Origin of the sequence: Paraburkholderia solitsugae, assembly GCF_013177695.1 — a bacterium.
Taxonomy (GTDB): domain Bacteria; phylum Pseudomonadota; class Gammaproteobacteria; order Burkholderiales; family Burkholderiaceae; genus Paraburkholderia; species Paraburkholderia solitsugae.
Genome location: NZ_WOEY01000135.1, coordinates 33142 through 59380 on the forward strand (window position 1 = coordinate 33142; position 26239 = coordinate 59380).

General features: G+C 59.4%; 26 protein-coding genes and 2 pseudogenes. 3 read left to right on the forward strand and 25 right to left on the reverse strand.

All coding sequences use genetic code 11. From position 1 onward, the window contains the following. Positions 1-38: 38 nt before the first annotated feature. Positions 39-693 (reverse strand): annotated as a pseudogene (locus GNZ12_RS35640) (hydrolase). A 381-nt stretch (positions 694-1074) separates the two neighbouring features. Beyond that, complete coding sequence (locus GNZ12_RS35645) at positions 1075-2010, reverse strand: LysR family transcriptional regulator (protein WP_172316659.1); 936 nt, start codon at positions 2008-2010, stop codon at positions 1075-1077. A 374-nt stretch (positions 2011-2384) separates the two neighbouring features. On the opposite strand from GNZ12_RS35645, the gene GNZ12_RS35650 reads away from it, so the two are divergent. Next, a complete protein-coding gene (locus GNZ12_RS35650) occupies positions 2385-2591 on the forward strand; it encodes a hypothetical protein (protein WP_172316660.1) in 207 nt (68 codons plus the stop codon). Between the two features lie 61 nt (positions 2592-2652). Then, positions 2653-2952: a hypothetical protein gene (locus tag GNZ12_RS35655; RefSeq protein ID WP_172316661.1), complete on the forward strand. Its 300-nt coding sequence runs from the start codon at positions 2653-2655 to the stop codon at positions 2950-2952. Between the two features lie 239 nt (positions 2953-3191). Here the strand turns inward: GNZ12_RS35655 and GNZ12_RS35660 are convergent, their stop codons facing one another. From GNZ12_RS35660 to GNZ12_RS35760, 22 genes and pseudogenes are all read right to left on the reverse strand, one after another. Next, on the reverse strand, positions 3192-3767 hold the full coding sequence (locus GNZ12_RS35660) for an NADPH-dependent FMN reductase (RefSeq protein ID WP_172316662.1): 576 nt from the start codon (positions 3765-3767) through the stop codon (positions 3192-3194). A 29-nt stretch (positions 3768-3796) separates the two neighbouring features. Beyond that, entirely contained in the window at positions 3797-4303 is a 507-nt protein-coding gene (locus tag GNZ12_RS35665; RefSeq protein WP_172316663.1) for a 4-hydroxylaminobenzoate lyase, read from the reverse strand. 18 nt (positions 4304-4321) lie between these two features. Beyond that, positions 4322-5344, reverse strand: a complete 1023-nt coding sequence (locus GNZ12_RS35670) for an amidohydrolase family protein (protein WP_172316664.1) — start codon at positions 5342-5344, stop codon at positions 4322-4324. Between the two features lie 38 nt (positions 5345-5382). After that, on the reverse strand, positions 5383-6153 hold the full coding sequence (locus tag GNZ12_RS35675) for a 2-keto-4-pentenoate hydratase (protein ID WP_172316665.1): 771 nt from the start codon (positions 6151-6153) through the stop codon (positions 5383-5385). Beyond that, the gene (gene dmpG, locus GNZ12_RS35680; RefSeq protein WP_172316666.1) at positions 6150-7193 is read right to left on the reverse strand and encodes a 4-hydroxy-2-oxovalerate aldolase; all 1044 of its coding nucleotides are present in this window, start codon (positions 7191-7193) and stop codon (positions 6150-6152) included. Before dmpG ends, GNZ12_RS35675 begins: the two co-directional genes overlap by 4 nt. A gap of 12 nt (positions 7194-7205) precedes the next feature. Continuing rightward, the gene (locus GNZ12_RS35685) at positions 7206-8147 is read right to left on the reverse strand and encodes an acetaldehyde dehydrogenase (acetylating) (RefSeq protein ID WP_172316667.1); all 942 of its coding nucleotides are present in this window, start codon (positions 8145-8147) and stop codon (positions 7206-7208) included. Continuing rightward, positions 8147-8968 carry a 2-keto-4-pentenoate hydratase gene (locus GNZ12_RS35690; RefSeq protein WP_172316668.1) on the reverse strand — a complete coding sequence of 274 codons (822 nt, stop codon included), beginning with the start codon at positions 8966-8968 and terminating at the stop codon, positions 8147-8149. The genes GNZ12_RS35685 and GNZ12_RS35690 overlap by 1 nt, the downstream gene beginning before the upstream one ends. Beyond that, positions 8969-10459: a 2-hydroxymuconic semialdehyde dehydrogenase gene (locus GNZ12_RS35695; RefSeq protein WP_328806112.1), complete on the reverse strand. Its 1491-nt coding sequence runs from the start codon at positions 10457-10459 to the stop codon at positions 8969-8971. It abuts the gene before it with no gap. A gap of 123 nt (positions 10460-10582) precedes the next feature. Then, entirely contained in the window at positions 10583-11533 is a 951-nt protein-coding gene (locus GNZ12_RS35700; protein ID WP_172316669.1) for a LysR family transcriptional regulator, read from the reverse strand. 156 nt (positions 11534-11689) lie between these two features. Further along, complete coding sequence (locus tag GNZ12_RS35705; RefSeq protein ID WP_172316670.1) at positions 11690-12340, reverse strand: flavin reductase family protein; 651 nt, start codon at positions 12338-12340, stop codon at positions 11690-11692. A 94-nt stretch (positions 12341-12434) separates the two neighbouring features. Then, positions 12435-14036 carry an MFS transporter gene (locus GNZ12_RS35710; protein ID WP_172316671.1) on the reverse strand — a complete coding sequence of 534 codons (1602 nt, stop codon included), beginning with the start codon at positions 14034-14036 and terminating at the stop codon, positions 12435-12437. A gap of 350 nt (positions 14037-14386) precedes the next feature. Then, the gene (locus GNZ12_RS35715) at positions 14387-14929 is read right to left on the reverse strand and encodes a 3-hydroxyanthranilate 3,4-dioxygenase (RefSeq protein WP_172316672.1); all 543 of its coding nucleotides are present in this window, start codon (positions 14927-14929) and stop codon (positions 14387-14389) included. Positions 14930-14967: 38 nt separating this feature from the next. Next, on the reverse strand, positions 14968-15393 hold the full coding sequence (locus GNZ12_RS35720; RefSeq protein WP_172316673.1) for a RidA family protein: 426 nt from the start codon (positions 15391-15393) through the stop codon (positions 14968-14970). Positions 15394-15706: 313 nt separating this feature from the next. Continuing rightward, a pseudogene (locus GNZ12_RS45660) lies at positions 15707-15832 on the reverse strand (IS6 family transposase); the annotation flags it as partial. A gap of 67 nt (positions 15833-15899) precedes the next feature. Further along, entirely contained in the window at positions 15900-17528 is a 1629-nt protein-coding gene (locus tag GNZ12_RS35725) for a 3-(methylthio)propionyl-CoA ligase (protein ID WP_172316674.1), read from the reverse strand. Between the two features lie 25 nt (positions 17529-17553). After that, complete coding sequence (locus tag GNZ12_RS35730) at positions 17554-17898, reverse strand: Rieske (2Fe-2S) protein (protein ID WP_172316675.1); 345 nt, start codon at positions 17896-17898, stop codon at positions 17554-17556. Continuing rightward, positions 17898-18629: a DsbA family oxidoreductase gene (locus GNZ12_RS35735; RefSeq protein WP_328806113.1), complete on the reverse strand. Its 732-nt coding sequence runs from the start codon at positions 18627-18629 to the stop codon at positions 17898-17900. Before GNZ12_RS35735 ends, GNZ12_RS35730 begins: the two co-directional genes overlap by 1 nt. After that, the gene (locus GNZ12_RS35740) at positions 18616-19176 is read right to left on the reverse strand and encodes an RBBP9/YdeN family alpha/beta hydrolase (protein WP_172316676.1); all 561 of its coding nucleotides are present in this window, start codon (positions 19174-19176) and stop codon (positions 18616-18618) included. The genes GNZ12_RS35735 and GNZ12_RS35740 overlap by 14 nt, the downstream gene beginning before the upstream one ends. Before the next feature lie 18 nt (positions 19177-19194). Continuing rightward, positions 19195-20043: a TauD/TfdA dioxygenase family protein gene (locus GNZ12_RS35745; RefSeq protein WP_172316677.1), complete on the reverse strand. Its 849-nt coding sequence runs from the start codon at positions 20041-20043 to the stop codon at positions 19195-19197. A 10-nt stretch (positions 20044-20053) separates the two neighbouring features. Next, a complete protein-coding gene (locus tag GNZ12_RS35750) occupies positions 20054-21034 on the reverse strand; it encodes a quinone oxidoreductase family protein (RefSeq protein WP_172316678.1) in 981 nt (326 codons plus the stop codon). A gap of 64 nt (positions 21035-21098) precedes the next feature. Beyond that, positions 21099-22418: an MFS transporter gene (locus tag GNZ12_RS35755; RefSeq protein ID WP_172316679.1), complete on the reverse strand. Its 1320-nt coding sequence runs from the start codon at positions 22416-22418 to the stop codon at positions 21099-21101. A 154-nt stretch (positions 22419-22572) separates the two neighbouring features. Further along, complete coding sequence (locus tag GNZ12_RS35760; RefSeq protein ID WP_172316680.1) at positions 22573-23628, reverse strand: BKACE family enzyme; 1056 nt, start codon at positions 23626-23628, stop codon at positions 22573-22575. A 207-nt stretch (positions 23629-23835) separates the two neighbouring features. On the opposite strand from GNZ12_RS35760, the gene GNZ12_RS35765 reads away from it, so the two are divergent. Beyond that, positions 23836-24837: an AraC family transcriptional regulator gene (locus tag GNZ12_RS35765; protein ID WP_172316681.1), complete on the forward strand. Its 1002-nt coding sequence runs from the start codon at positions 23836-23838 to the stop codon at positions 24835-24837. Positions 24838-24886: 49 nt separating this feature from the next. Here the strand turns inward: GNZ12_RS35765 and GNZ12_RS35770 are convergent, their stop codons facing one another. Continuing rightward, positions 24887-26179, reverse strand: coding sequence for an MFS transporter (locus GNZ12_RS35770; RefSeq protein WP_172316682.1), 1293 nt, complete (start codon positions 26177-26179; stop codon positions 24887-24889). Positions 26180-26239: the final 60 nt, after the last annotated feature.

Here is a 26239-nt window from a genome sequence, read left to right on the forward strand (position 1 = left end):
ATAATCGACCAAAGCCGAGCGGGTATGATAAATCTTGTTCAGTGTCCCTCGGAACCGCCGAACATCGTCTTCGCATAGACCAGACCTAGTCCGTAACCGCCGCCATGCGCTATCGAGGTTTTAACCGTTTCATTGTAGGTTTCGGTCCGAGCCCAATCGCGTTGCAGCTCGAGCAAATACTGCAGCGACGTCATCGGGCGGGCGCCCTGTTGGACGAGGCGATCTAACGCGCGTTGATGCGCTTCGTCCGAAACATCGCCGCATGCATCAGCGATCACGTACACCTCAAAGCCCTGATCAAGCGCCGAAAGTGCCGGCCCGACGATACAGACGCTGGTCCAGAGACCCGCCATCACGATGCGTGGTTTTCCGATTTCGTTTACGCGAGCTGTGACGCGAGAGTCCTCCCACGCATTCATAGAAGTCCGATCGATCGTCTCCTGGCCAGGAAATGTCGAGCTGATTTCTTCGAAAATCGGACCGGAGAAGCTCTTTTCTGCGACGGTAGTCAGAATCGTCGAGACGCCAAAACTCGCGGGCCGCCTTCGCGACCAATGCGGCATTGTTGCGTAGAAGAACCGCATCGATCGACTTCGTCGCGAATGCCATCTGCGATTGATGGTCGATCATGATCAGCGTGTGATCGTTAGGGGACAAGAGGGTCTTTCCGGGCTTCGCTTGTGCTTGAGTCATCTTCAATACTCCAGTCGATTGGGAATGCGCGAAATACATCGGTTGCGCGGTTCTTTGCAATCTCTAGCATGCGTTCTCGTGACGTCACATCCACTTCCGAATTCTCACGATACGCATGAAACAGACGGTGCATGAGCGCATGCCGGCGGATGAACTCGACGGTGGTCCACCTATTCATCAAGCCGCTCGTGCGTTGAGGAGAAGTTTGGATGACATCATCGGTATTAGCCAATTCGAAATACTTGCAAGGCCGATTACTAGCGCTAATCGACCCGACGCGTGAAGCGAACCGCGTGCTTATCGCGAGATGCGCCCGGTTGGAGATTCAGAGCCCGGCGCTTTGGAAATGCGCTACGATCGAGTCGACCTAAGCGCTGCCTATCAACCCGAGGTGCGAAGCGCCGTAGCGCGGGTTTGCGCGTAACGCGCTTCTTCAGTCACCAGATCGAGAAAGTCAAGTATCAGCGAATTGCGTTCGTTTGTGCGTGACAGCATCTGGACTGTTACGGGCTCGAGTCCGCTGATCTGCCGGTAGTGCAAAGTTTTTGGAAGCGACGAGAATAGATATGTGGTGCCGATCATTGCGCCGAGCCCTTGTTCGATGAGCGTGACGCCAACTTGTGCCTGCGTCGTTTCATAGATGAAGTTCGGCGTGAAGCCAGCTTGCTGGCATTGAGCAACGATCGAGTCATAAAGCGGCGGATTGACCGCACGTGCCGAGCCGATCAGTCGCTCCTGCGCAAGATCGCAAAGGTTCAGACAGTCGACGTTTGCCAGTCGGTGATCGCTGCGCATCAACAAGACCCAGTGTGCTTCGAGCAGCGGCTGAAGCAGTACGTCGTCGCTGTCTGGCGCAGCGTCGACCAATGCGCCAAAGCCGATATCGATATGTTTCTTCGCCAGCGCGGTGATCTGCTGCGCCGGGTTCATCTCGTGGCGCTCTATCGTGATGTCCGGATAGAGTGCCTGCAGCCGAATGAGCGCAGGCGGAATAAATGGCAGATTCGCGTACTCGACCAGACCGATCGAGATCCTGGATTCTCTATAGCCCGCGGCATCCTGCGCCTCACGCAACGCGCGCTCAACCTGAGCGAAGATGGCGTCGGCGCTGTTCCGCAGAGCCTCGCCCGAAGCGGTCAGCGTCACGCCGCGCCGGTCGCGGTTCAGTAATTGTGCGCCCACCAGTTCTTCCAGTTTCGCAATCTGCTGGCTAAGCGCAGATTGCGTTATCGACGCGAGGTCGGCCGCCCGGCCGAAATGGAGTTCCCGCGCAAGAATCGAGAAGTAGCGCAGTTGACGCAATTCAATCGCTTTCATGTGGCTCTCTCGTCGAAGGTCCGTTGTCAGTCCGGCAGATCGCTGCCGTCCACTGCTTGCGCAGTATTGGCCAGGTGCGCCACGCCGACGCCGACTACCGAACGTAGAAAACGAACGAGGCGGGCCTCTTGCACTGTCGGCGACACCGATTCAGTCGGGCCAAACTCTTGCAAGAAGCACAACCAGAAGCCCTCCACATGCTTTTTCGAAAAACGGCGATGTCGACGCGCTCGCCTGGACGCAAGCCTCGCCTCTTCAACTCGCGCTGGTTCACGAACACCACATCGCGCTGCCCGAACACGCCGCGATAGCGGTCCGAGTGCGAGTACAGCGTGGTGCTGTACGAATCGTGGCTGCGCATTGTGCGCGAGTAGATGATGAAGCCCAAGGCGCTCCAGAACAAGATGGGCGCCATAGATAACAGTCATTCCCCGCAGGAATGGACCGCGCCCTCAACGCCGCAGAAAATCACCGTTCCCTTGATGCGAGCGTTGCAGCAGCGCTTCGCGATGTCGGCTTCACCGATTCGACAACATACTTTTGTTCTGCGGGAGCTTAATTTCAAACAGCCTCCCGCCTAGACTGCAAGCACTGAAACGCAAACGGGTGTTTGCGGAGAAACAAGGTCTAAAGGTCAGCATCATGAAACTCGCTCAATCGCTCATCGTCGCAGTTGCCCTTGCAATTCCGGTTGTCCCATCTTTCGCTCGATCGAAGCTAGCGGTCACCCCAACCAATACTCAGGTTGCACAAACTAGCGTGAACCCTGCAAACGGGGCTGCTACCGATTTTGGCGGCGTCGCTGATGGCACGTCAGCGTCGGGCACCCATCATCAACTGCGTTCGTTCCGCAGCGCTGTCTCTCGCGTGGGCCACAAAATTCAGGGCTCAGTCCGTCCAGATGCAAATGATGGAATGAAGCCGGTGTATTTCGGCTCGTAAATTAAGCGGACTGATTGCAGCGGGGTACTGTTGATCCACTTGGTGTCTGCCAGTCCTTGGTCTGCTGAGGTATTAGCTTCGAGACGCGCAGACCTGTCTGCGCGTCTTCGCTTTCAGGAATCGCCCATTGTGGCTCCCCTGCCCTGGACAAGCGGAATCCGTGGCCGGTAATTTTGGTGCGGGACTCGGACCCAAGTCTGAAAAAGACCTGGCGAAGAGATCGCCAAGCCTTCTTGTGCTTATTTCAGGCGCGACGCCGCGCGTGCCAGCCTCTCTCCTACGGCCAATAGAAGTCTCTCTGCGTTGGCGTCTTTCATTCCGCCATTCTCCGTGAACGCCTCGTGGGCCGCGCTCAACGCGAAAGACCCTGGAATGACCAGCACGCCAAGTTTCTCGAGTACTGTGCGCATGCCCGTCTGGGATCGAAGACCACCTAGCTGTCCGGGGGACGCCGAGACCAGCGCGGCAATTTTTGCGGCAAACAACGCTGTGCCCGGCGAGCCGTCCGGACAGGGACGGCTGATCCAATCAATCGCATTCTTGAGCAGCGCCGTGTATCCGCCGTTATATTCTGGCGTCGCAATCAATAGTGCATCGTGTTGCGCAACCAACTTCTGTAATGCCTGTGCACTATCGGGAGAACCATGCTCCGCTTCCTCGTCCGCATCGTAAAGAGGCAGTTTGAAGTCCGCGAGACGAATCGTCTTGACATCGGCTCCCGCTTCGAATGCGCCGCGGGCGGAAACATCAAGTACTCGCTGATTGTAGGAACCTCGACGGCTGCTTCCGCTCAGGGCAAGGATCTTGATCGTCATGGGTATACGTTCTCCGTATTCGGTTGAATTCACCGGTCAAGCAGTGATGGAGGAGGCGCTTTGTATTCAATCTTGCCGTCAGGCAGAAAGAACAACATCAACGCCCTACCCTGCACTGTAGGGAAGTGCTCGCTGAGCGGCGGATAGACCACCCACCCGGCACCAGCACCGCAAAAATTCGCACCGGGCTCGAGCGGAATGATCATGTCGATCTCTCCAGTCGTGTGACAGTGGTACTGTCCCTTTACGTCACGCAACAGGCCGCTCTCGACACTCATGCCTGCAGTGTCAAAGCCGGGTTCCGAAATACGGCCGCGCCGGTACTCAGCTCCTTCGATCTCTACGTAGGCGGTCCAGCCTTCTTCCACACCAAGCAGCATCAGGCTGGACAATTTCTCGAAGCTTTCCGTGCCTACGCCATAGTGTTTGTTCAGATACGTTGCCAGCGCTTCGTCGAGGGGCATTCCACGAATGGCGCCACAAAGCCCATGCACAATGGTCAAAAATGCTTCCTTGTTCTCACCTTTGGGTAACATCACTGCCCTCCGTCAAAATCAGGCAACGGTAACGGCTTCGTCGGCCAGATTGAAAAACTCTCGTGCGTTCGCGCTCGAAAGCCGATGCTTCGCGTAGTAACTCAACCCAGCGTGCCCGTCGATCAGATGACCAATCTGCTGTTCGCCGAGCGGAAATGGGTAGTCGGAACCTAGCATCACACGCTCAGCGCCCATGACCTCGACAAGCATTCGCAACGCACCTTCGTCAAACACTGCGCTGTCCACTGAGAATCGATCGACGTACGAAGACGGAAGGTTCGGGCAATCTTCTCTGACGATGTCACGCTCGCGCCACGCATTGTCCACGCGGCCAAGCAGGAACGCGAAGCTGCCGCCTCCATGAGCGAAGCACAGTTTCAGATTGCGAGGAATGCGCTCGAATGCACCCGACATGATCAGAGACAGAATGCTCAGTTGCGTTTCCGCAGGCATTGCCACGAGCCACGGAAGCATCCATTTCTTCATGCGGCCATCGGTCATCATGTCCCATGGATGAACGAGTACAGGAATGCCCTCGTTTGCGCAGTGCGTGAGGAACTGAACGAGATCACCATCGTCGAGGTCCCGTGGTCCTACGTGATTTCCGATCTGGACCCCATGATGGCCGGCCGCATGCGCCCGTGAGGCCTCCGCACAGGCGAGCTCAACGTCCTGCAGAGGCACTTGCGCAAGGGTCTTCAATCGACGCGGAGCGAATGAGCAGATTTCGAGCGCCCGGTCGTTCATGCGCTGAGCCCAATCGAGTGCGGTTTTCGCAGGATATCGATAGCCGAACATCACCGGAGTCGCGCACATGACCTGAATATCCAGTTCGAGCTGATCCATCTCTTCGATGCGTCGTGCGGGATCCCACAGTGGCCTGGTCACAGGCCTGAACGGTCGATTGCCGGCCATGATCATTCCGGTCTCACCGTCCGCAGTGGGAGCGAGCCAAGGGGCATTGTCGGCGTCAAGCTTCGCGGCTTCTTCCTGTGTAATCAGCGGAAAGAAGTGGGAGTGCATATCAATTCGTTTTGTCATAGCCTGGATCCTCTAATCCGACTGTTGCGCTAAGCCAGTCAGGCATTTTTGCGCGTCGTGAACTCCACGCGGCCCAGTCCGCAGACCGAGCACTGTACGTGCAGGCCGCCGGTGAGCGCCTGGGCGGCCGTTGCCGCCCCAGCCATTACGAGCGTTCCCGCAGGCAGCACGATTTCCGCATCGGCCACTAGCTGGGACGCGTGAACGATCGCGCGAAGCGGATTACCAAGAATGGCGCCCGTCGAGCCAACCTGCACATCGCGACCGTCAAAGCGCATCAACACGCCCGCATTTCGCAGGTTGTCGAACCGGGTCGACCACGCGCCAACCACCAGGCCAGAGGACGAACAGTTATCTGCGATGACGTCCTCAAGCGAGAACTTGAAGTTACGATACCTGGAATCGATGATCTCCATCGCAGGGGCCACCGCCTCCAGATAGGACAGCGCTTCGAGCGCTGTCAACGGGCCGGTGATATCGCGTCGCGTCAGGAAGCAGACTTCCGGCTCGACACGCGGGTGAATGAAGCGTCCGAGGTCAACCGGCGCCCCATCCTCCTCAAGCATCGAATCCGTTAGCCAACCCCAGATCAGGCTATCGACGCCCATCTGGACCATTTTTGCCCGGCTGGTGAAGCCCAGCTTCAGACCAATCGTGTGTTCGCCCCGTTGCCGCCGGCGCTCAATCGACGCACGTTGAATCTCGTAGGCCTCCTGCACGGAGAATGGCTCATTCGCGCTTATCTGCTCGATTGCGATTGCGTTAAGCGCTGCGCTGTCAACGCGCTCGGCGGCCGATGCAATATTCATTGCTGCACCTCCGCAGCCGCTTCGCCCTGTCGAAGAAGATCAAGCGCAACGTCGACAATCATGTCTTCCTGGCCGCCCACCATGCGCCGCTTGCCCAGTTCGACCATGATGTCGAACGCCGAGAGGCCGTATTTCGCCGCAGCCGCTTCGGTGTGGCGTAGGAAACTGGAGTACACGCCGGCATAGCCAAGCGCCAGCGTTTCGCGGTCAACCCGAACCGGCCGCTCCTGGAGCGGACGGACGATATCGTCGGCTGCGTCGATCAGCTTCTTGACGTCGCAGCCATGGTTCAGGCCCATCCGGTCCACCGCAGCGACGAACACCTCGAGAGGTGCGTTGCCAGCACCCGCACCCATGCCCGTCAACGATGCGTCAACACGATCGCAGCCCTCTTCCAACGCAACGATCGAATTCGCGACACCTAGCGAAAGATTGTGGTGGGCGTGGATGCCTGTTTCAGTCGCTGGATCAAGTATGTCCTTGAAGGCACGGAAGCGCTCGGCCACTTCGGTCATATTCAGAGCCCCTCCGGAATCGACCACATAGACGCATTGCGCACCGTATCCTTCCATCAGCTTCGCTTGCCTCGCGAGCGAAACCGGGTCGGTACGGTGGGACATCATCAGGAATCCGACGGTATCCATCCCAAGCTTGCGGGCATACTCAATATGCTGCTTCGAGATATCTGCCTCGGTGCAATGGGTTGCAATCCGCACGACTCGCGCACCGGCATCGTATGCTGCCTGCAGATCGTGAATCGTGCCGATACCCGGAATAAGGAGCGTTGCTACCTTGGCTCGCCTGACTGTTTCCGCGACAGCGGCGATCCACTCGAGATCGGTATGGGCGCCGAAACCATAATTGAAGCTGGAACCCGACAAACCATCGCCGTGCGCGACTTCGATGCTGTCGACACCCGCATCGTCGAGCGCAGTGGCAATCGCAATCGCCTGTTCGATCGAGTACTGGTGACGGATGGCATGCATGCCGTCACGAAGGGTCACGTCAGAGACGGTTATTTTCCGCTTATTGGTCGTCATGCTCTTCTCCGATCACGCGGCAAGCCGTGTGGCCGCAATATGTTCCGCAGCGCGCACTGCGGCCGATGTCATGATGTCGAGGTTTCCGGCATAGGACGGCAGGTAGTGCGCAGCGCCTTCAACCTCGATGAACACGCTGACCTTCAAACCGAATCCCTGCGCTTGCCGCACGCCGGCAAATTGAGTGGGCAGCGGTACGCGGTCAAACTGCACCGCCTGCTTGAGGCGGTATCCTGGAACATAGGCCGCAACGTCCTTGACCGTCGTGTGTACCGACGCGTCAATCATTTCGCGGTCCGCATCCTCATCGACCAGGCAGTAGACCGTGTCGCGCATCATGAGCGGGGGTTCGGCAGGATTCAGGACAATGATTGCCTTACCGATCTTTGCGCCGCCGACTGTTTCGATTGCGCGCGACGTCGTTTCCGTAAATTCGTCGATGTTGGCGCGCGTACCAGGCCCAGCAGAACGGCTCGAAATCGATGCCACGATTTCCGCGTAGTGCACAGGCGCGACGCGCGATACTGCCTTCACAATCGGAATCGTCGCCTGCCCACCACAGGTCACCATGTTGATGTTCGGTGCATCCAGATGTTCGTCGAGGTTCACTACCGGCACGACGAATGGGCCGATTGCCGCAGGCGTGAGATCGATGACCGTCACACCGTGCTTCGCGAGAACGTCGAAATGGCGATGATGCGCGCCTGCGGAAGTCGCATCGAAAGCGATCTTGATGTCCTTGAATTGCGGCATGGCAACGAGGCCGTCGATGCCTTCGGCCGTCGTCGCGACGTCGAGGCGGCCGGCACGCGCCAGACCGTCTGAAGCAGGATCGATCCCCACCATGGCCGACATCCGCAGATGCTTCGCATGACGCAGAATCTTGATCATCAGATCGGTACCGATGTTCCCCGAACCGATAACGGCGACGGGAATACGAGCATTGTCTTTCATCAGAGAGCCTCAGACTGGTTAGAGAACAGGGCGCGGACCACACCGAGGCCTTCAATGTGTGCGGTGAACACGTCGCCAGGTTCAACGGTGACCATCGGACCTAGCGCGCCGGTCAAAACGACGTCCCCGGCCCGCAGCGGCGCACCGAAGCGGACCATCGTGTCGGCAAGCCAGATCGCCGCGTTCATCGGATTTCCGAGGCACGCGGCACCGGCGCCGACGCTAACCTGGTCACCCTTGCGTTCCATCAGCATCCCGCATTCCACGATATCGAAGTCGCCCAGCTTCACAGGAGACGTTCCTAAAACGAACAACCCGCTAGAGGCGTTGTCGGCCACCGTATCGGCAAGACGAATGTCCCAGTTTTCGATGCGGCTGCCGACCACTTCAATCGCGGGCAGCGCAAAAGCTGTCGCGCGCAGAATGTCCGCAACAGTGTGGTGTTCGTGAAGCAGATCATGCTCAAGCACCAGGGCGATCTCGGCTTCCACCTTCGGCTGCTGCGTGCGCGCGAACGGGATCTCTTCACCATCGCAATACGCCATATTGTCGAACAGCGCACCAAAGTCCGGCCGATCGACGCCAAGCTGCGTCTGCACAGCTTTGGAAGTCAGGCCGATCTTTCGGCCCACGATGCGCGAACCGGCTTCAACCTGACGCTGCGTATTGATCTGCTGAACGCGGTAAGCGTTCTCAAGCACGTCACCGCCGAGTTGCTCGATTGCGCCACGGACAGGCGCGATCGGTTGAAACGGGTTATTGTTCTGCGCATTCCAGAGCTTGTCGGCAATGGACTGCAACGCACTGAACGAATTCGTCATTTAGATCACCTTGACGCAAACATTAGTCAACTCAGAATAGAAGTCCATCGAATGACGGCCACCCTCACGACCGAAGCCCGACAGCTTGGCCCCGCCAAACGGCGTGCGCAGATCCCGAACGAACCATGCATTGACCCATACGATGCCGGTTTCAATCTGACGTGCAACGCGGTGCCCACGCGCAAGATGCGAAGTCCACACGCTCGCGGCTAAACCGTACGCGCTGTTGTTCACCCTCTCGACGACCTCGTCCTCACCGTCGAACGGTGCGATGTGGCAAACCGGACCGAAGATTTCTTCTGTGACGGTGCGTGCGGTGTCAGCGAGTCCAGTCCAGATGGTCGGCTGGACGAAGGCGCCATCGTCGCATGCGTTGCCAAAAGTAGGCACGCCGCCGCCCGTGACGACCGTGGCGCCCTCCTCGACGGCAAGCCTGAAATAGCTCAGAACCTTGTCGCGATGCCCCTTTGAAATCAGTGGACCGGTCGTGGTTCCTTCCTCGTAGGGGGAACCAAGCTTGAGCGTCTCCGTTTTCGCCTTCAAGGCTGCGACAAAGCGCTCGAAGATCGGCCGCTCAACATATACGCGCTCAGAACAGAGACAGACTTGTCCTGCGTTGGTAAAACTGGAACGCATCACGCCATCCACCGCCGCGTCGAAATCGGCGTCCGCGAAAACCACTGCTGCGTTCTTTCCGCCGAGCTCGAACGAGACGTTTTTCACGCCATCCGCGACCGCCTTCATGATCGCGCTGCCCGTCTTCGATTCGCCTGTGAACGTGATTGCGTCGATATCGCGGTTACGCGTGAGCCACTCGCCTGCCGCATCGGCTCCATGACCGTGAATGAGATTGAACACGCCAGCCGGCAAGTTGATGTCGCGCATGACTTCCGCAAGCAAGGTCGCGGAGGTGGGCGTCTCTTCAGAAGGCTTCGCGACGACGCAGTTACCCATCGCGAGCGCGGGTGCGACCTTCCAGGTGAACAGAAGCAGCGGGAGATTCCACGGCGAAATGATACCGACAACACCAAGCGGTTTGCGCGTGACGTAGTTGATGTACTCGCTGCCTTCAGCACCGGATGTTTCGAAAAACTCACCGCCCGAGGTCCGGACAAGATCAGCGAAGGTACGGAAGTTTGCAATACCGCGCGCAATGTCGAGCGTACGCGCCTGATTGATCGGGCGCCCAGTATCTGCTACCTCGGCAGCAACGAAATCGTCAAACCGTGCCTCGATGCCATCCGCAATCTTGTGCAGCCAGTCGGCACGCTCCGACGCACCGAGCTTTCCCCACGGTCCCTTTTGTGCTTGCTTTGCCGCGCGAACTGCGTTCTCTACAACAGCGACATCCGCCTCGCAGACACGCGAAAGTTCACGCCCATCAATCGGGCTTAGATTCGCGAAGGTTTCAGTCGAATCGACGAACGCGCCGTCAACAAAGTGCCGCAGGCGACTCGGCAAAGCAGCCTGCGCGTAGACGTTGGAATTCACTTGCACTCCTGCTATCTGTTTGAGTTACAGACAGTGTAGGCAAGCTTTTCGCGGCTGGATAATCAAACATCAGGTGCTGGATATACGGATACGGAATAGCAGAGCGCGCCCAACGTATTCGCTTTAGGATTTGGCAACAGCGTGCAGGCATTCGATAAACGCTTCACAGGCGGGGCTGAGTACCTTCTTCGAACGTACCGAGTATCCCACCGTTCCAAAGGATCCTGTCTCACGAATATCGAGGATACGCAGCAAGCCGGATCGCACGAACTGGATCGCCGCGACATGCGGCATGACGCCAACCCGAGGCGCATCGAGAAGCAACCCAAGGTTCGTTAATACAGATAGTGATTCAACCAGATCCGATGGCAACTGCAGTCCCGCAGCTCGAAACATCTTCTCGACAGCGGCTCGCAACGGAGACTCTGTCGTTGGCAATATCCACGGCATCGTTGCAAGATCGCGCAGAGACGTATTGGGAGCCCGGGCGATGTCGTGCCCACTGCCAACTACAACGGAGAGCGAGTCTTCGAAGAGGGCATGATGCGTTAGAGGAAATGCGTCGGATAATGGCAACTCTACTTCGGGAAGACGACCTACGACGATATCGACCTCGCCGGTCGCGAGCGCTGGAAACATTTGCGCCGTCGGCCCCTCCTTGACGGTAACCAGCACGTCTGGAGAACGTTCTTTAAGCTTTGTAATCGCGGCCGGCAACAGATGAGCGGAGGCGGAAATCAGCGTTCCAACGACAATGTGGCCCGCCCCGCCGAACCGGAATTGATCAACCTCCTCGGTCATATGCCGGAATTCGGCGAGCAAAGACTTGACTCGCCTGCCAACGACCCGCCCGAGATCGGTTGGTACGACGCCTCTATTGGACCGGGCGAACAAGGCGCCCTGAAAGCTTATCTCCAGTTCCTGGATGACTTTCGTCACCGCGGGTTGGCTCAACCGCATTTCCTGCGCGGCATGCAAGATCGAGCCGGTTTCGAGGACGCGGTCGAAGATCAGCAGCTGGCTCAGTTTCAGACTGCGGCTCAATCCAATCTGGCTAAGTCGGTGCTGTTGCATGGCGATAGAACCCTTGCTGGGGAGCCTACATGTTAACACTGTAAGGAACGCCAGTCCGGCCAAGGCAATCGTCATATTCGAAATTTATCGTCAGATGTTTGTCGCGCTGGTCGAAATCTGGTGTGACGCCGCAATGCTTGCGCGACTGGCGTGCTCCTACTCGCGGGGCACGCCGGCCGACGAAAGATACGTTGGCACGGGCAGGCGTATGCGGTCGGTTGTACGACAGTAGTTCGGACCGCCGAGCCGGCCATACGGCTCAAACCTGTCGACGCGGACCCGGAGCTTCTCCTCGTCGATCAGGTCCTCGCGGAAATACATAGCAAGGATTTCACCGAAAACAATCGCCCGCTGGTTCGTAATGTCCAGAATCCTGAACAGGCGGCATTCCCACGAAATCGGGGCCTCCGCGATTCTCGGCACCTTCACCAGGGTCGAGGGGGCAAGCGTTAGGCCGACGGCCTCCGGTTCAGATACGTGAGATGGAAAGTCGCTACCGCATTGCACCGCGCGCTCCACTATTGGCTCGTCCACCATATTCACGACGAACTCTTCGCGTTCCTTGATGTTCAGGAGGGTGTCCTTCTCCTCTCCCAATCGATGACTTTCCGAGCCATAGCGAACCACAGCAATCGCAAATAGCGGCGGATCCTCGCCCATATAGTTGAAGGCGCTGAATGGCGCGGCGTTACACAAACCGTCGCGGGCCAGGCTCGTCACCAGGGCGATGGGACGCGGACCAACGCTTCCGGTGATAAGCCAGTACTTCTGCATTTCCGTCAGACCCGACATTGCAATATGAGTCACTCTCCCCTCCGTCCCTCTGATTCGCTACTACCCTTTGTCGACTCCCGCTCCTTACTGGATGGAGCTGCTTCTTCGCCAACCCCAGCCGGGAACGTTATTCCGCGACGTCGCGGCCTCTCGTTTCTCTCATGAAGATCGCGCCGATGAGAACGGCAATGCCGCCAACAATGATTGCGTACCACAAGCCGTAGTAGACGTTCCCAGTCTTGACCGCGATTGCCGTCGACATGAATGGCGCCAGCCCGCCAAATACCGCCGCACCGATGTTATATGGCACAGAGATAGACGTGTAGCGGATTTTCGCCGGGAACAGCTCCACGTAGTAAGCGGACATCGGACCGTAAGCCATGGCGCCCCAGATCATCAGCATCGCGATGAGCCCGAACATGAGCGGGCGGTTCACCCGTTTGATGTCCATGCTGACTGGATACCCGGCAACGGTGAGCGCTTTCTTGTATGCGGTCGGCTCGAAGCCGCCTATTGCCAGGTTACCAAAGTGCGTAACGAGCGTGCCGTCCTGAGCCCCAGCCTCGACCTGATATGAAAGTCCAGCCTGCGTGAGGTAGTCGCGAGCGCGATCGCATGCAGACACCGGCGTGCTGAACAACCCCGAGCTACAGTTGTTCGCCGCCAACCGAATGGGTACGGTTTGCTGAAAAGCGACCAGTGCCGGATTAACGGCCTTCGACAGATTCGTGTAGATGGGCAGAAACGTGAGCACGGCCAATCCACATCCCGTCAATATGATCCACTTTCGCCCGATCTTGTCCGAGAGCCACCCGAACATCACATAAAGAGGAAGGCTAAATACAAGCATGACGACAACGAAACCATATGCTTGCCCTGTCGGCACTTTGAGAGTCGTCGTCAGGAAATATAGCGTGTAGAAATTGCAGGTGTACCAGATCAGCCCAACGGCGGCCTGCGCGCCAAAGAGCACAACGAGCATCGAGCGCACGTTCTGCCAGACGAGAAAACTGTCCTTCAAAGGAGATGCCGACAGCCGATGTTCGGCCTTCATCTTTGCGAATACTGGCGACTCCGACAATTTGGTGCGAATGTACGTCGAGATAGCAAGAAGGATCAGAGAGCTCAGGAACGGCAGGCGCCAGCCCCACGAGGCAAAGTCCTCCGTCGATACGAAGGCCTTGCAGACGAGCGTGACACCGAGTGACAGCAGAAATCCCAACGTTGCGGTCGTCTGAAGGAAACCCGTTGTGAATCCTCGACGATCAGCACGCGAATGTTCGGCGATGTAGGTCGCGGCACCGCCATATTCGCCGCCGAGCGCCAGCCCCTGGAGCATACGAAGCGAGACAAGAAGGACTGGCGAAGCCCAGCCGATAGCCTGAAACGACGGCAATGCTCCGATTCCTGCGGTCGATGTACCCATGACGATAATCGTCACCAGGAACGTAGCCTTACGGCCCGCCTTGTCGCCGAAACGGCCGAAAAGAACGGCCCCAAGCGGCCGGATAACGAAGCCAACGCCAAAGGTAGCGAGCGAGGCAAGATAGCCAGCCGTCGCACTGCCAGCGGGAAAGAAGTGGCTGCTGAAGAAAATGGCCAAGCTGCCGTACAGGAAGAAGTCGTACCATTCGAGCACGGTTCCCACGGACGCTCCCACCACTACCTTGATTTCCTCACGCCGCGTAGTCTGAGTGGGTCGCGCGCCGGTTAGCGTATCCGCAATCATCTTGTCTCCTGTCTCATCGTAGAAATGAATTCGATTTACGGCCCGTCGGCACTCCGCCGCGACTCACGTTCGGCATGGTCGAACCGCATTGGCGTTTTTCTATAGACACCGATGTATCGAGTCTAGAGGGACGAAATTGGGCGCGATAATCAAACCTTCGGCTACGTGTATGCAAAACAGGAATATCAGTGCCTTGGTACTGTGACGAGATACGTCGCATCCGGGAGGCAAAAAAACACACCTGGCCCCTCGGCGGGACACAGGTGCGAAAAGCCCTAGCGAAAAATCGGAGGAAAGCCGCTGACGAATAGGCACACTGACCGCCCATGTCGTTCGTCTTAAGGTGACGCTCAGAAGCGCGTGTGACTTCCCGCTTCTCGTCCCGGATGGACAGTGCCGCAATGAGGACACGTTCGCTTTTCCTCGGACTCGTAGAACGACGAAAAGAGCGGCGGGAGATCGTTCACAATGCTGTTCAACTGCACTTCCGCGCGGTAGACCAATCCGTCGCAGTTTTCGCAGTACCACTCAAAGCCGTCCACCACACCGGGCGCTCTCCGGCGCTCGATCACCAGACAGGCGCTGCCGGATTCCGGACGCTGCGGTGAATGACGTACGTGAGGAGGCAGGAGAAAGATATCTCCTTCGTTTAAATCGACCCGTTCTCGCTTGCCGTCGACAATCAGATTCAGATACGCGTTGCCAATGAGCTGGTAGAAGAATTCCTCATGGGGATCGTCATGATAGTCGGTTCTGTGATTGGGTCCTCCGACAACCGTCACAAGAATATCTGCGTCCTGATAGACCTGCTGATTTCCAACAGGCGGTCTAAGCAAATGAGCGTTGTCTTCAATCCATTTGCGAAAATTTAGTGGCTTTCCATGCACCAACATTCCAGCATCTCCTGATATTTCTGTTTGTGAGCATCCACTCAGGTACGCGGCAGATAGGCAATCGCCTTGATCTCGATCGTCAACAATGGATGGGGCAATTGATGCACCGCCACCGTCGTGCGTGCCGGGCCGGTTTCGTCAAAATACTCGCCATACACTTCGTTGTACGCACCGAAGTCGTTCATGTTGACGAGGAATGTCGTAATCTCAACCAGATTGGAAAGATCCGCACCTTGCGACTTGAGAATGTCCCCGATGTTTTCGATGACGGCGCGCGTTTGCTCACGAATGTCGACCTTCGATGTACCCATTGCATCCGCCGATGCCCCAACAAACGTGTTATCCGGTCGACGGGAGCTCGTCCCGGAGATAAACAGCAAATCGCCGGCGCGAACCACATGGGGAAACCGCCCGCGCGGTTTCGCTTTATCAGCCACCACCTGACCCTGGATTTCTGTACTCATCAAATATTCCGTCCACTTAAGTAACCAGATCCGCGCCGTCAATGCACGAATTGCATCCCGTCAGTCTAGTGATGCGAGGAGCCTATGAACAATCAATATTCGATGCGCTGGTATGCGTTTCTGGAATACCGAGCGGGGAATCACTGCGGTGTTCGGTGTCAGGGGTTCCAGGCCGGGAACCCGGATTTTTCCGGCTTCTGCTCAAGTTCCTCGTGCAGGATTGTGCGCGCCATCGCCTGGAATCCGTGGCCGGTGATCTCGGTACGGGTGTCGTAGCCGCGCCGCCGCAGCGCGGATCAGCAGGTAGCTACCTCACGATTGCGCCGCGCTCAAACAGCAACTCTTCAATGTCGCGCAAGCTCAATTGAAAACGAAGGTACCAGCGCACTGCACAACTGATGACGCCAGCCGCGAACCGGAACGGCGCGAGGCCGGCTATATGATTATCAAAGCACGGCGATATCCTCTTGGACCGAATCAGGCTGCCGTTACTCTTGCGGGCCGCGTCAAGCCGTCAGGTAGTAGTCGCTGAACTGATCCCTTAACTGGTTCTTGAGCACCTTGCCGGTTGCGCCGAGCGGAACGGAATCGACAAATACAACGGCATCGGGCTTCCACCACTTCGCCACCCGGCCGTCAAAAAATTCGAGCAGCTCGTCGGTTTCAAGCGCGCTCTCCGGCTTTTTTACGATCAGCAGCAACGGGCGCTCGTCCCATTTCGGATGCCTTGCGGCGATGCACACTGCGCTCGCGACCTCCGGGTGCAGACACGCCACGTTCTCGATGTCGATTGAGCTGATCCATTCGCCGCCTGACTTGATGACATCCTTGCTGCGGTCGGTGATCTGCATGAAGCCGTCGGGATCGATCTTCGCCACGTCACCGGTCGGAAACCAGCCGTCGGACAGCGGCGACGCATCTTCGCTGCCGAAATATCCTGACGTCACCCACGGCCCACGCACCTGCAGGTCGCCGGTCACCTGACCGTCCCATGACAACTCCTCGCCATCCGGGCCCACAATTCTCATGTCGATGCCGAACACGGCGCGGCCCTGCTTTGCCTGGACGGCGTAGCGCTGCGGCGTCGGCCACGACAGGTGGTGCGCTTTGAAACTGCAAACCGTGCCTACCGGGCTCAGTTCCGTCATCCCCCATGCGTGCAGGACGTCGACCTGGTAACGCTCCTGGAATTCCGTCGTCATGGCCGTCGGGCATGGCGCCCCGCCCACGATGGTGCGGCGCATGGAGGTAAACGTCGTGCCACGCTCGGCCGCATGTCGAAGCAACCCCTGCCAGACGGTCGGCACACCGGCGGAGAGCGTGACCTGTTCTGCCTCGATCAGCTCATAGAGCGATTTTCCGTCGAGAGCGGGGCCGGGGAACACGAGCTTGGCGCCGACCATGCATGCGATATAGGGCAGCCCCCACGCGTTCACATGGAACATGGGGACGACCGGAAGGATCACGTCGCGTGCCGAGCAGTTCAGCGAGTCGGGCAATGCCGCTGCATAGGTGTGCAAAATCGTTGAACGATGGCTGTACAGCACCCCTTTCGGATTGCCAGTGGTCCCCGACGTGTAGCACAGAGAAGACGCATGGTTCTCGTCAATGAGCGGCCACGCGAAGTCATCACTGTGACCGTCAATGAGATCTTCGTAGCACAGCAACATGATCGGCAGATCGTGTTTGGCCGGCATGTTTGCGCGATCGGTCATCGCGACGAATACCTTCGGGCTCTTGATACGCGATGCGACAGACTCGATCAACGGAAGGAAGGTCAAGTCGAAGAAGATAACGCGATCTTCGGCATGATCGATGATGTAGGCAAGCTGATCGACGTGCAACCGGGGGTTGAGCGTGTGGAGTACGGCACCGGAACCCGACACCGCAAAATACAGTTCCATGTGGCGGTAGCCGTTCCATGCCAGCGTACCGACGCGCTCACCCTGGTTAATCCCGAGCCCGGCCAGTGCATTGGCCAGCTTTCGGGCGCGTTGCGCGAGATCGCGATAACAATATCGGTGAATATCGCCTTCGACTCGTCGCGACACGATTTCCTGCCCGCCGTGATGCCGTTCGGCGTGTGTGAGGAGCGACGCGACCAGCAGCGGTTGCTGCATCATCAATCCATGCATGAGTACCTTCCTGATTATTCCAGATTCAGCTTAGCTGCGCGTGACACGGACCTGCCGGGGCGTCGCCGACGGTGAGTTCGAGCTTACCGGCGACGTTCCGGATGGGAAACGTTGCAAGACTCAACCCGCCTTTTCCCGGCATGCAACCGGTCGCGACGTCAAAACGAAGGCCGTGCGCGGGGCAGCGCAGCAGGTGCCCTTCGAGTTGGCCACCTGCAAGTGATGCCCCATTGTGCGGACAAGAGTTTTCGACGGCGCAGAGCGCACCGTCGATGTTAAAGAGCACGACACTGCGACCGTCAACGAAGACTAGCTTGCGTTGTCCTGGCGTGAGTTCATCGGCTGATCCGACCGGGATCTGGCGTGACATTATCTGTTCTCCTGATCACCGATCGAACGCAACATGGCGTCCACGATCGCGCCGGGCGAGTACGCCCCGGACAGCGACAGTGCCGAATTAACCACAAAATGCGGCACGCCTCTGACGTCGTCAGCCTGCGGTGAACGCGGCAACGCAATGTTGCCTTCTCGCCGTGACATCGTGAGATGGTCAGCGAGGCCCGCAGCGTCGAGGCCACACGCGAGACCAATTCGCTCAAGCACGTCCGGGTTGCCGATATCTTCACCGTCCATGAAATAGGCGGTGAACAACCGGTCGATCAGCAACGCCGGCTTACATGCCGCGCCTGTGTTTGCGGCTGTGGCCCAGGCAACAAGTTTGTGCGCAGCCCGTGTGTTGGGCATCACCTCGATCCTGTCGAACGCCAGTTCGATGCCGGCTGCGCGAGCGGCCTCCTGAACCTGCGCGCGCCGTGCAGCGACCGCGCCCGGACTCCCCAGACGGGCCACATAGAACGCCTGATAAGGGACCCCGCCGACAGGCGTATCGGGCAGCAACTGATGCGAGTGCCACCGCGCTTTGACACTGACGTCCGGACGCAAGCTTGCGAGGCGGCTGACGGCTGTATCGAGATTGCGCTTGCCAATCAGGCACCACGGGCAGACAAAATCGAAGTGGACATCGACCGTCACCGACGCGTTATTGCGCACTGCCGCGCCCTGCTCCGCTTTCGTTGCACCGTCCATGTCAGAGAAGCTCACGGATCAGGATGTCTGCCTGCGGCCACTCGCCATAACCGGCTGCGGGATTCAGGTGCCCAACATCGCCGAGGTCGACGAGACGACTGCCCCAGTCCGCTGCCATGCTGGCGGCGCGATCAAACGCGGCAAGCGGATCATTGCGGCTGGCGCCGAGAATACTCGGAAACGGCAGCGGTTTGCGCGGGAACGGAAGCCACCCGTGTTCTTCGAGCACGTCCAGCGTCGGATAACCGGCGGGCATGGGGTTTTCCAGGTCCGCCGGCGTGGCGAGCAGCGCGCCCTGGATCGTGCGGTTGTGGTGCTGTGCCCAGTGCGCGGTAATCATGACGCCGGCGCTGTGAGCGACCAGTACGATCGGGCCATCGATCTTCGCGATGGCCTCGTCCAGCGCCGCGACGCGCGCCGCGCAGCTGAGCTTGTCGTGCTCGAGCGGCGGCACCGAAGCCGTTTTGGAAAGGCGAGCCTGCAGCAGTGTCTGCCAGTGTTCGGCCACGTGGTCACGCAGGCCGGGCACGATAAGTACGGTAGGGGCGGTATTGAGCGTCACGACGCTGATTCCTTCAGGTTAGTACGGCTTGTCGCCAATGATCCCGGCTCGCTCCATCTTGCGATGGCACGGCGCGTAATCCATCACCGCGTAGTGTTGCGTGGAGCGGTTGTCCCATATTGCGATGCTGTTCGGCTTCCAGCGCCAGCGCACCTGGTACTCCGGGATGTACGCCTGGCTGATGAGATAACGCAGCAGGTCGGACGCGCCCGGATTGGCGTCCTGGCCGAAGCGCACGCGCGCCGGCGTGTGGTAGTTCGTGAAGTGCGTCGTGAACGCGTTGACAAACAGCACTTTCTCGCTCGTCTCGGGGTGCGTGCGCACGACCGGATGTTCCGCGTCGGGATACTGGGCTTTCAAGGCATGCCGCTTCTCGATCGGCATCACCGCACCAAAGCTCGCCTCGATGCTGTGGCGTGCGCGCAGGTCGGCGATCTGCTCCTTCACATGCGCAGGCAGGTTCTCATACGCGAGCGCCATGTTCGCCCACATCGTATCGCCGCCAATGGGCGGGCATTCCACGCATCGCAGCACGGCGCCGAACTGCGGGGCTTCACGCCACGTGGCGTCCGAATGCCACGCGTTTTCGTAGCGGTCGTTGGGCTGGTCCGGCGACTTGTAGATTCGCACGAGGCCCGGATGCTCAGGATCGCTGCCTGCGACCGGGTGGTCTTCCAGCTCGCCGAAGCGGCGCGCGAAAGCGACATGCTCAGCACGGCTAATGTCCTGATCGCGCAGGAACAGGACACGGTGCTTGAGCAGGTTCGCCCGGATCTCGGCAAAGAGGCCATCGTCGTGGATCGCGTCGGCGAGTTTGACGCCCACCAGTTCGGCGCCAATGGCGTTGTTGAGTTGTTCGACAAGCATGGCGCCCTCCTTAGATGACGAAGACTGATGAACCCGTTGTCTTGCGCGATTCGACATCACGGTGCGCTTGTGCGGCATCCTCGAGCGCATAGCGCTGGTTGATCTCGATCTTGATGCGGCCAGCCGCAACGTGGCCGAAGATTTCCCCGGCCAGTTCTGCTTTTTCAGCGGGGTCGGCGATGTAGTCGGCGAGCGCGGGACGGGTCAGATACGGCGACCCTTTCATTGCCAGGATTTGCGGATTGAATGCCGGAATCGGCCCCGATGCCGTGCCGACGCAAACTATGAGGCCGCGGCGCTTGACCGAATCCAGAGTGGCTTCGAAGGTATCCTTGCCGACACTGTCGAAAACCACATTGACCCCGACGCCGTCGGTCAGCTCGCGCACGCGCCTGGCAACATCTTCATGGCTGTAATTGATGGTGTGGTCGCAGCCGTGCGCGCGGGCGACTTCCGCCTTCGCGTCGCTCGAGACGGTGCCGATCACCGTGAGCCCCAGCAGCTTGGCCCATTGCGAGACGATCAGCCCGACGCCGCCCGCGGCAGCATGGAGCAGAATCGTATTGCCGGGTTTGAAGTCGTAGATGCGCCGCATCAGATACGACGAGGTCAGGCCACGCATGGTCATGGCCGCCGCCGTCTCGCAGGTTATGCCTTCGGGCAGCTTGATCAGCGGTGCCGCCGGACACAGGCGCTCCGTGCTGTAGGCGCCAAGCGTGTTGATAAAACCCGTGTAGGTGACACGATCGCCTACCGCGACGTTCGTCACGCCCTCGCCCACTGCTTCGACCACACCGGCAGCCTCGACACCCATGCCGGCAGGCAGTGGAACCGGATACAGTCCGGAGCGGAAATAGGTGTCCGCGAAATTCAGGCCCACTGCCTCATGGCGCAGGCGAACCTGCCCCGGGCCCGGATCACCGACTTCAACGTCCTCATAACGCAGGACTTCGGGGCCACCGGCTTCATGAAAGCGGACTGCTTTCGCCATGATTCGTTCTCCAGTTTGTTTCTTGATTTACAGAAAGGGGATGCGCCGTTTGCAAGGAAGCCGCTCAGAGCGAGGCCTTCTCACGCAGTGCATTCACGAGGTCAAGGTCGCGCTTGTAGCTGCAACGGCCGATGGCAAACGCGACCGCCGCGAGCAACGATGCAAACGGAACCAGTTGCAAGGCGCCCAGCAGACCGATCCGGTCTGCGACGATGCCCGTAAGAATAGCCGCGGGCGCAAGCCCCAGCAGGTTGTTAGCCAGTGTCAGGGTGGCAAATGCTGATGCGTGGATCGACGGCGGGGTCAGGTTCGCCACCATCGCACCCGAAGGCCCCGTCGCACCAGCACAGAAGAACATGCCGCAACCGATCAGAACGAGCTGCAACCGGCCGGCCGGCAGATGGAACGCGACGCCGAGCAGGACGCAGCACAACAGGCAGTACACAATCGCGGTCATCCACTTTCTTTGTACACCCTTCCTGTTAAGACGGTCGGCCAGGCTTCCGCACGCGATCATGCCAAGGCCGGTCACGAGCACGAATACCGCGCCATGTACGGCTGCCTTGCCCGGTGCCATGCCGTAATAGCGATTCAGGAAGCTCGGCATCCAGGACCATACGGCCGCTGGAACGAGCAGATGCATACCGCTGCCCACGTAGGCGCAAACGACGGACTTCGTGGAAAACAGCCCCTTCATCAGCGCGCGAAAGCTCATGCGCACGCCAAAGTTACCCTTCTGCGCGGTGATCGCCGGTTGCAGTGAAGCCAGCCTTTTCTCCGTGACAACACAACGGTAAATCACAACGAGCGCGATACCGACGCAGGCCATGGCGCCGAACGACCAGCGCCATCCAAGGCTGGACGCGACGGCGCCGCCCAGCGCCATGCCCATCACGGAGCCAAACGCGCCGCCTGCCATGAAAGTGGCGGTGAGGGTGGCGCGCAGACGCGGCGGAAAAATGCTCAGGACGAGCGCGATGCCCACACTTCCGTAGGCCGCCTCGCCAATCCCGACGCACGCACGCGCGAGCAACATCTCGCCATAAGTGGTCGAGATCGCACATCCGAGCGTCGCGAGACTCCACAGCGCCGCCATCAGTACGATGCTCTTTACCCGGCCCCAGCGATCCGCGAGCACCGAAAGCGGAAAGGTCAGCACGCCAACCATCAGCGCCACGACGCTGCTGAGCGAGCCGAGCTTCGTGTCAGAGAGGTTCCACGTGGACTTGATAAACGGAAAGACCGCGTTGAGAACCTGACGCGACATATAGTCGGAAAGCAGCAGACCGATCGTGAGCGCGCACACCACCCATGCGTAGACGGGTATGTCCGATTGTGTTGCCGAAACATCGCCCGTTGTGGGCTCAGCATGCTGTAAAAGCATTTCGTCTCCTCCGCGTCTCACGTGTCCAGCGCCCTTTTCCCATGACGGACAAAAGGGGCCGATTTTTGTGTCGCTCCCCCAGGCGCGCCGGAGGAGCCTCCTTCTTCAACCGCCATCGGCACGAGCTGTCATGCCGATGGCGGGCACTACCCTGTTACGCCGCGCGCAGCGGCAGGTTCTTCACGCCTGCCTTGCGATTCGGCGCCATGCCGTTGGCCGCGAGTGTCTCATCGACCGTCTTGTACTGCACACCGATCTTGTAGATCTCGCGCGCTTCCTTGCCGCTCGCGATTTCACGGCCCAGTTCGTGCGCTACGCGCACACACTGCTCGATCTGCTGCACCGAGCTCATGCGCTTGCCGTGCTGGTCGATGATCGTGTCCTCGATGCCGCAGCGCGGGTGCAAGCCCATGGCCATCGCCATCATGTTGAACGGCAGGACGTTCTTCAGCAGCGACTCGGCCGTGACCGTGCCGCCGTCCGGCGCACGGTGGACGAAGTTGAAGAAGTTGTGCGGGTTCGGACCGTCAAAGCCGCCGCCGATGCCAATCCACGTCAGATTCAGCGGCCCCTTGTAGACGCCCTTGCGCACCAGGCGGTCGAGCGTTTCGAGCGCATGGATGCCGGTAAGCTGGAAGTGCGGCTGGATGCCCGATGCCTGCAGGCGGCGCAGGTGTTCCTCAACCCAGGCCGGACCCGCGGGCACCGTCATTTCGCTGTAGGCTGCCATGAGCGCAGGATTGGCCAGCGACGTGCCTTCCAGGTATTCCGGATAGAGCAACTCCATGATGTTCATCTGCGTGGTGTTGATCGCGACCGTCACCTGATCGGGCTTCGGGTCGAGATCGGCCAGCATGTGACGCGTGTCGTCGGACAGCCACTTCGCGGCCTGGCCGTCGTCTTCCGGTGCAAACGAGATCGAGCCGCCCACCTGGATGATCATGTCCGGCACGGCCGCACGCACACCCGCGATCAGTTCATTGAACTTCGACAAGCGCTTGGAGCCCTTGCCATCCAGCTCGCGCACATGCAGGTGCAGCACCGTTGCGCCGGCCTCGTAGCAGTCGACGGCCTTCTGGATCTGCTCGTCCATCGTCACTGGAATATCTTCAGGAAAGTCTTCCGGCATCCATTCCGGGCCGTACGGAGCCGTCGTGATGACTACCTTGTCCTGATTCTCCGGGTGCAGCGAGTCGTCGAGAAATTGCATCGTTTCCTCCAGAAATAGTTGGATGTTTTTACTTCCGCGTCAGGCACATGTCGACGCGTCAGGAAATGGAACAGTGAGGCGAAGATACGGCAATCCGGAGATACAGATTTCGTTTTTGGTGACATTGTTTTATGATTTGACGACACTGCGTGTTAACACCAATCCCGCGCCAATGGGCTTCGCGCGTGAGGAAAAGAAGGAGATCGAATGCAAAGCATGGTGAGGTCGTCGACACTGCACGGGTATTTCGACGTGGCGAGAGGCTTGGGTCTCAACCCCTATGAGCTTGTGCAGGCGGTCGGTCTCGATGCCGTGGCGCTGGCGAACCCCGATGAACGGATCCCGGCTGACGGCGCCTGCCGGTTGCTCGAAGCGACGGCGGCGAAAGCGTCGTGTTCGACACTCGGGCTGCAGATCGCGCAGACCCGCCAGCAGTTCGGCAGCGGCGTCATCAACGTTCTGCTCGCCCACAAGCGCACGCTCCGTGAGGTGCTACTGGCGGCTGCCCAGTACCGCTATCTGCTCAACGAAGCGCTGGGTGTTTACATCGAAACGACCGGCGACACGGTGACGATCCGCGAAGAGATTGTCGCCGAACCGGGTACCCCGACAGTCCAGGCGATCGAACTGGCAGTCGGCGTGCTGTCCCGCCATTCCAGCGCGCTCCTCGGCGCCCACTGGAAACCGCACAGCGTGCACTTCACCCACGCACCGCCGCCCGATCTCACCTTCCATCGCCGGTTCTTCGGCTGTCCGATCACATTCGAAAGCGACTTCAACGGATTCGTTTGTGCGGCAGCGGACCTCGATTATCCGAACCCGAATGCAGACCCCGTGCTGGTCCGGTATGCGGAAAATCTCGCCAATCCGCTAAACAGTACGGCGGCAAATTCAATTGCGCTGGATGTGCGCAAGACGATTTACCTGCTATTGCCCCTCAGTCAGGCTTCAATCGAACTGGTGGCGCATCAACTGAATCTGACGGTGCGCACCCTGCAGCGCCAGCTTGATTCGGCCGGTTCCAGTTTCTCGGGCATCGTTGAAGAAGTGCGGCGCGATCTTGCTGTGCGCTACCTGCTCAACCCACGCTATCCGATCGGCCGGGTCGCCGCCCTGTTGGGCTACACCAACCAGGGGGCGTTTACGGTCTGGTTCCAGAAGCGTTTTGGTATGACGCCCCGTGAGTGGCGTAGTCGCCACCGAAAGTGAACATGCACGGGGGCGTGATGGCATCTGCGGCGAATCAGGAACGCTCACCCTAACGCGCGGCATCCGGCAGGTCGCGCAGATAGGTCCGCCGGCAAAGCGCGAACGCCATGGCTGCTGGAATGGACACCAGTTGCGCCAGTTGAAGCGCGCCGAGCAAGCCCACCTTGTCCGCGAGCACGCCGGTAATGAACGGCCCCGGAGCCGCGCCGATCAGGTTGTACGCCAAGGCAAGGATCGCGAGAGCGGTAGCGTGAACAACAGGATTCGCGAGGTTGGCGACCGAGGCGCCCGCTGGCCCCCACGGACCGGCTGCCACCAGTGCGCCGACCGCGATCAGGATGATCTGTGCATGACCTGCAGGCAGGCGGAACGCGACGGAGAGCACCCCACACGACAACAGGCAAAAGCCGATGCCAAATGAAACCTTGCGGGCGGGAGCGCCACGGCCCGCCCAGTCAGTCAACACCCCACAGAGCGTCATACCGATACCGCTCAGGACGAACATCCCCGCCGCGGACATGGCCGCCTTGCCCGGCGCCATCCCGTAGTAACGGTTGAGATAGCTCGGCATCCAGGCCAGCAGCGAATAGAGCGCGAAGGACTGGAGGCCACCGCCGAGGTAAGCGCAGATCAGGGCACGCGAGCCGAAAACAGAGCGAAGGGTGTCCCAAACCGAAAGGCCCGCGCCTGGTCGCACAGCCGCACCCTGTTGAATATGGCGCGCCAACCTGCGCTCCGTGACAGTCAGGCTATATACCCCGGTCACAACCAGCCCGACGACGGCCATCACCGAGAACGCCGCCCGCCAGCCATAGTGGGTCGCAACGGAGCCGCCAAGCGCCGTGCCGAGCACCGCGCCGAAGATCCCAGCGGAGGTGAAAGCGCCCGCCAGTGTCGCGCGCACCTTGGGTGGAAAGACGCTCATGATGACGGCCAGCCCGACGCTGCCGTAGGCTGCCTCGCCTACGCCAACGAAGAACCGCGCAGCCAGCATCTGGCCATAGTTCGCCGCGAACCCGCAGCACAGTGTGGCGATACTCCATACCACCGCCATCAGCGCGATGCTACGCGCGCGGCCCCTGCGATCTGCCAGCAGCGACAATGGCATGGTCAGTATCCCGACCATCAGCGCCACCACGCCGCTCAGGCTGCCCAGTTGAGCATCCGTCAGAGTCCACGCGGCCTTCAGTTGAGGAAACACGGCGCTCAGGACCTGCCGCGACATATAGTCAGAAAGAAGCAGGGCAAGGACAAGTGCAAATACGGCCCACGGGTAAGCCCGTGAGCGTGGTGACGCGCCGGCTAGATCGGCGCTTCCGGTTTCGGCTAGATTTAATCCCATTGTGATTCGTCTCCTGTCGGTTCTGGCTCTTCTGCGTTCTGGCGGGCGTTCAGCGCGAGC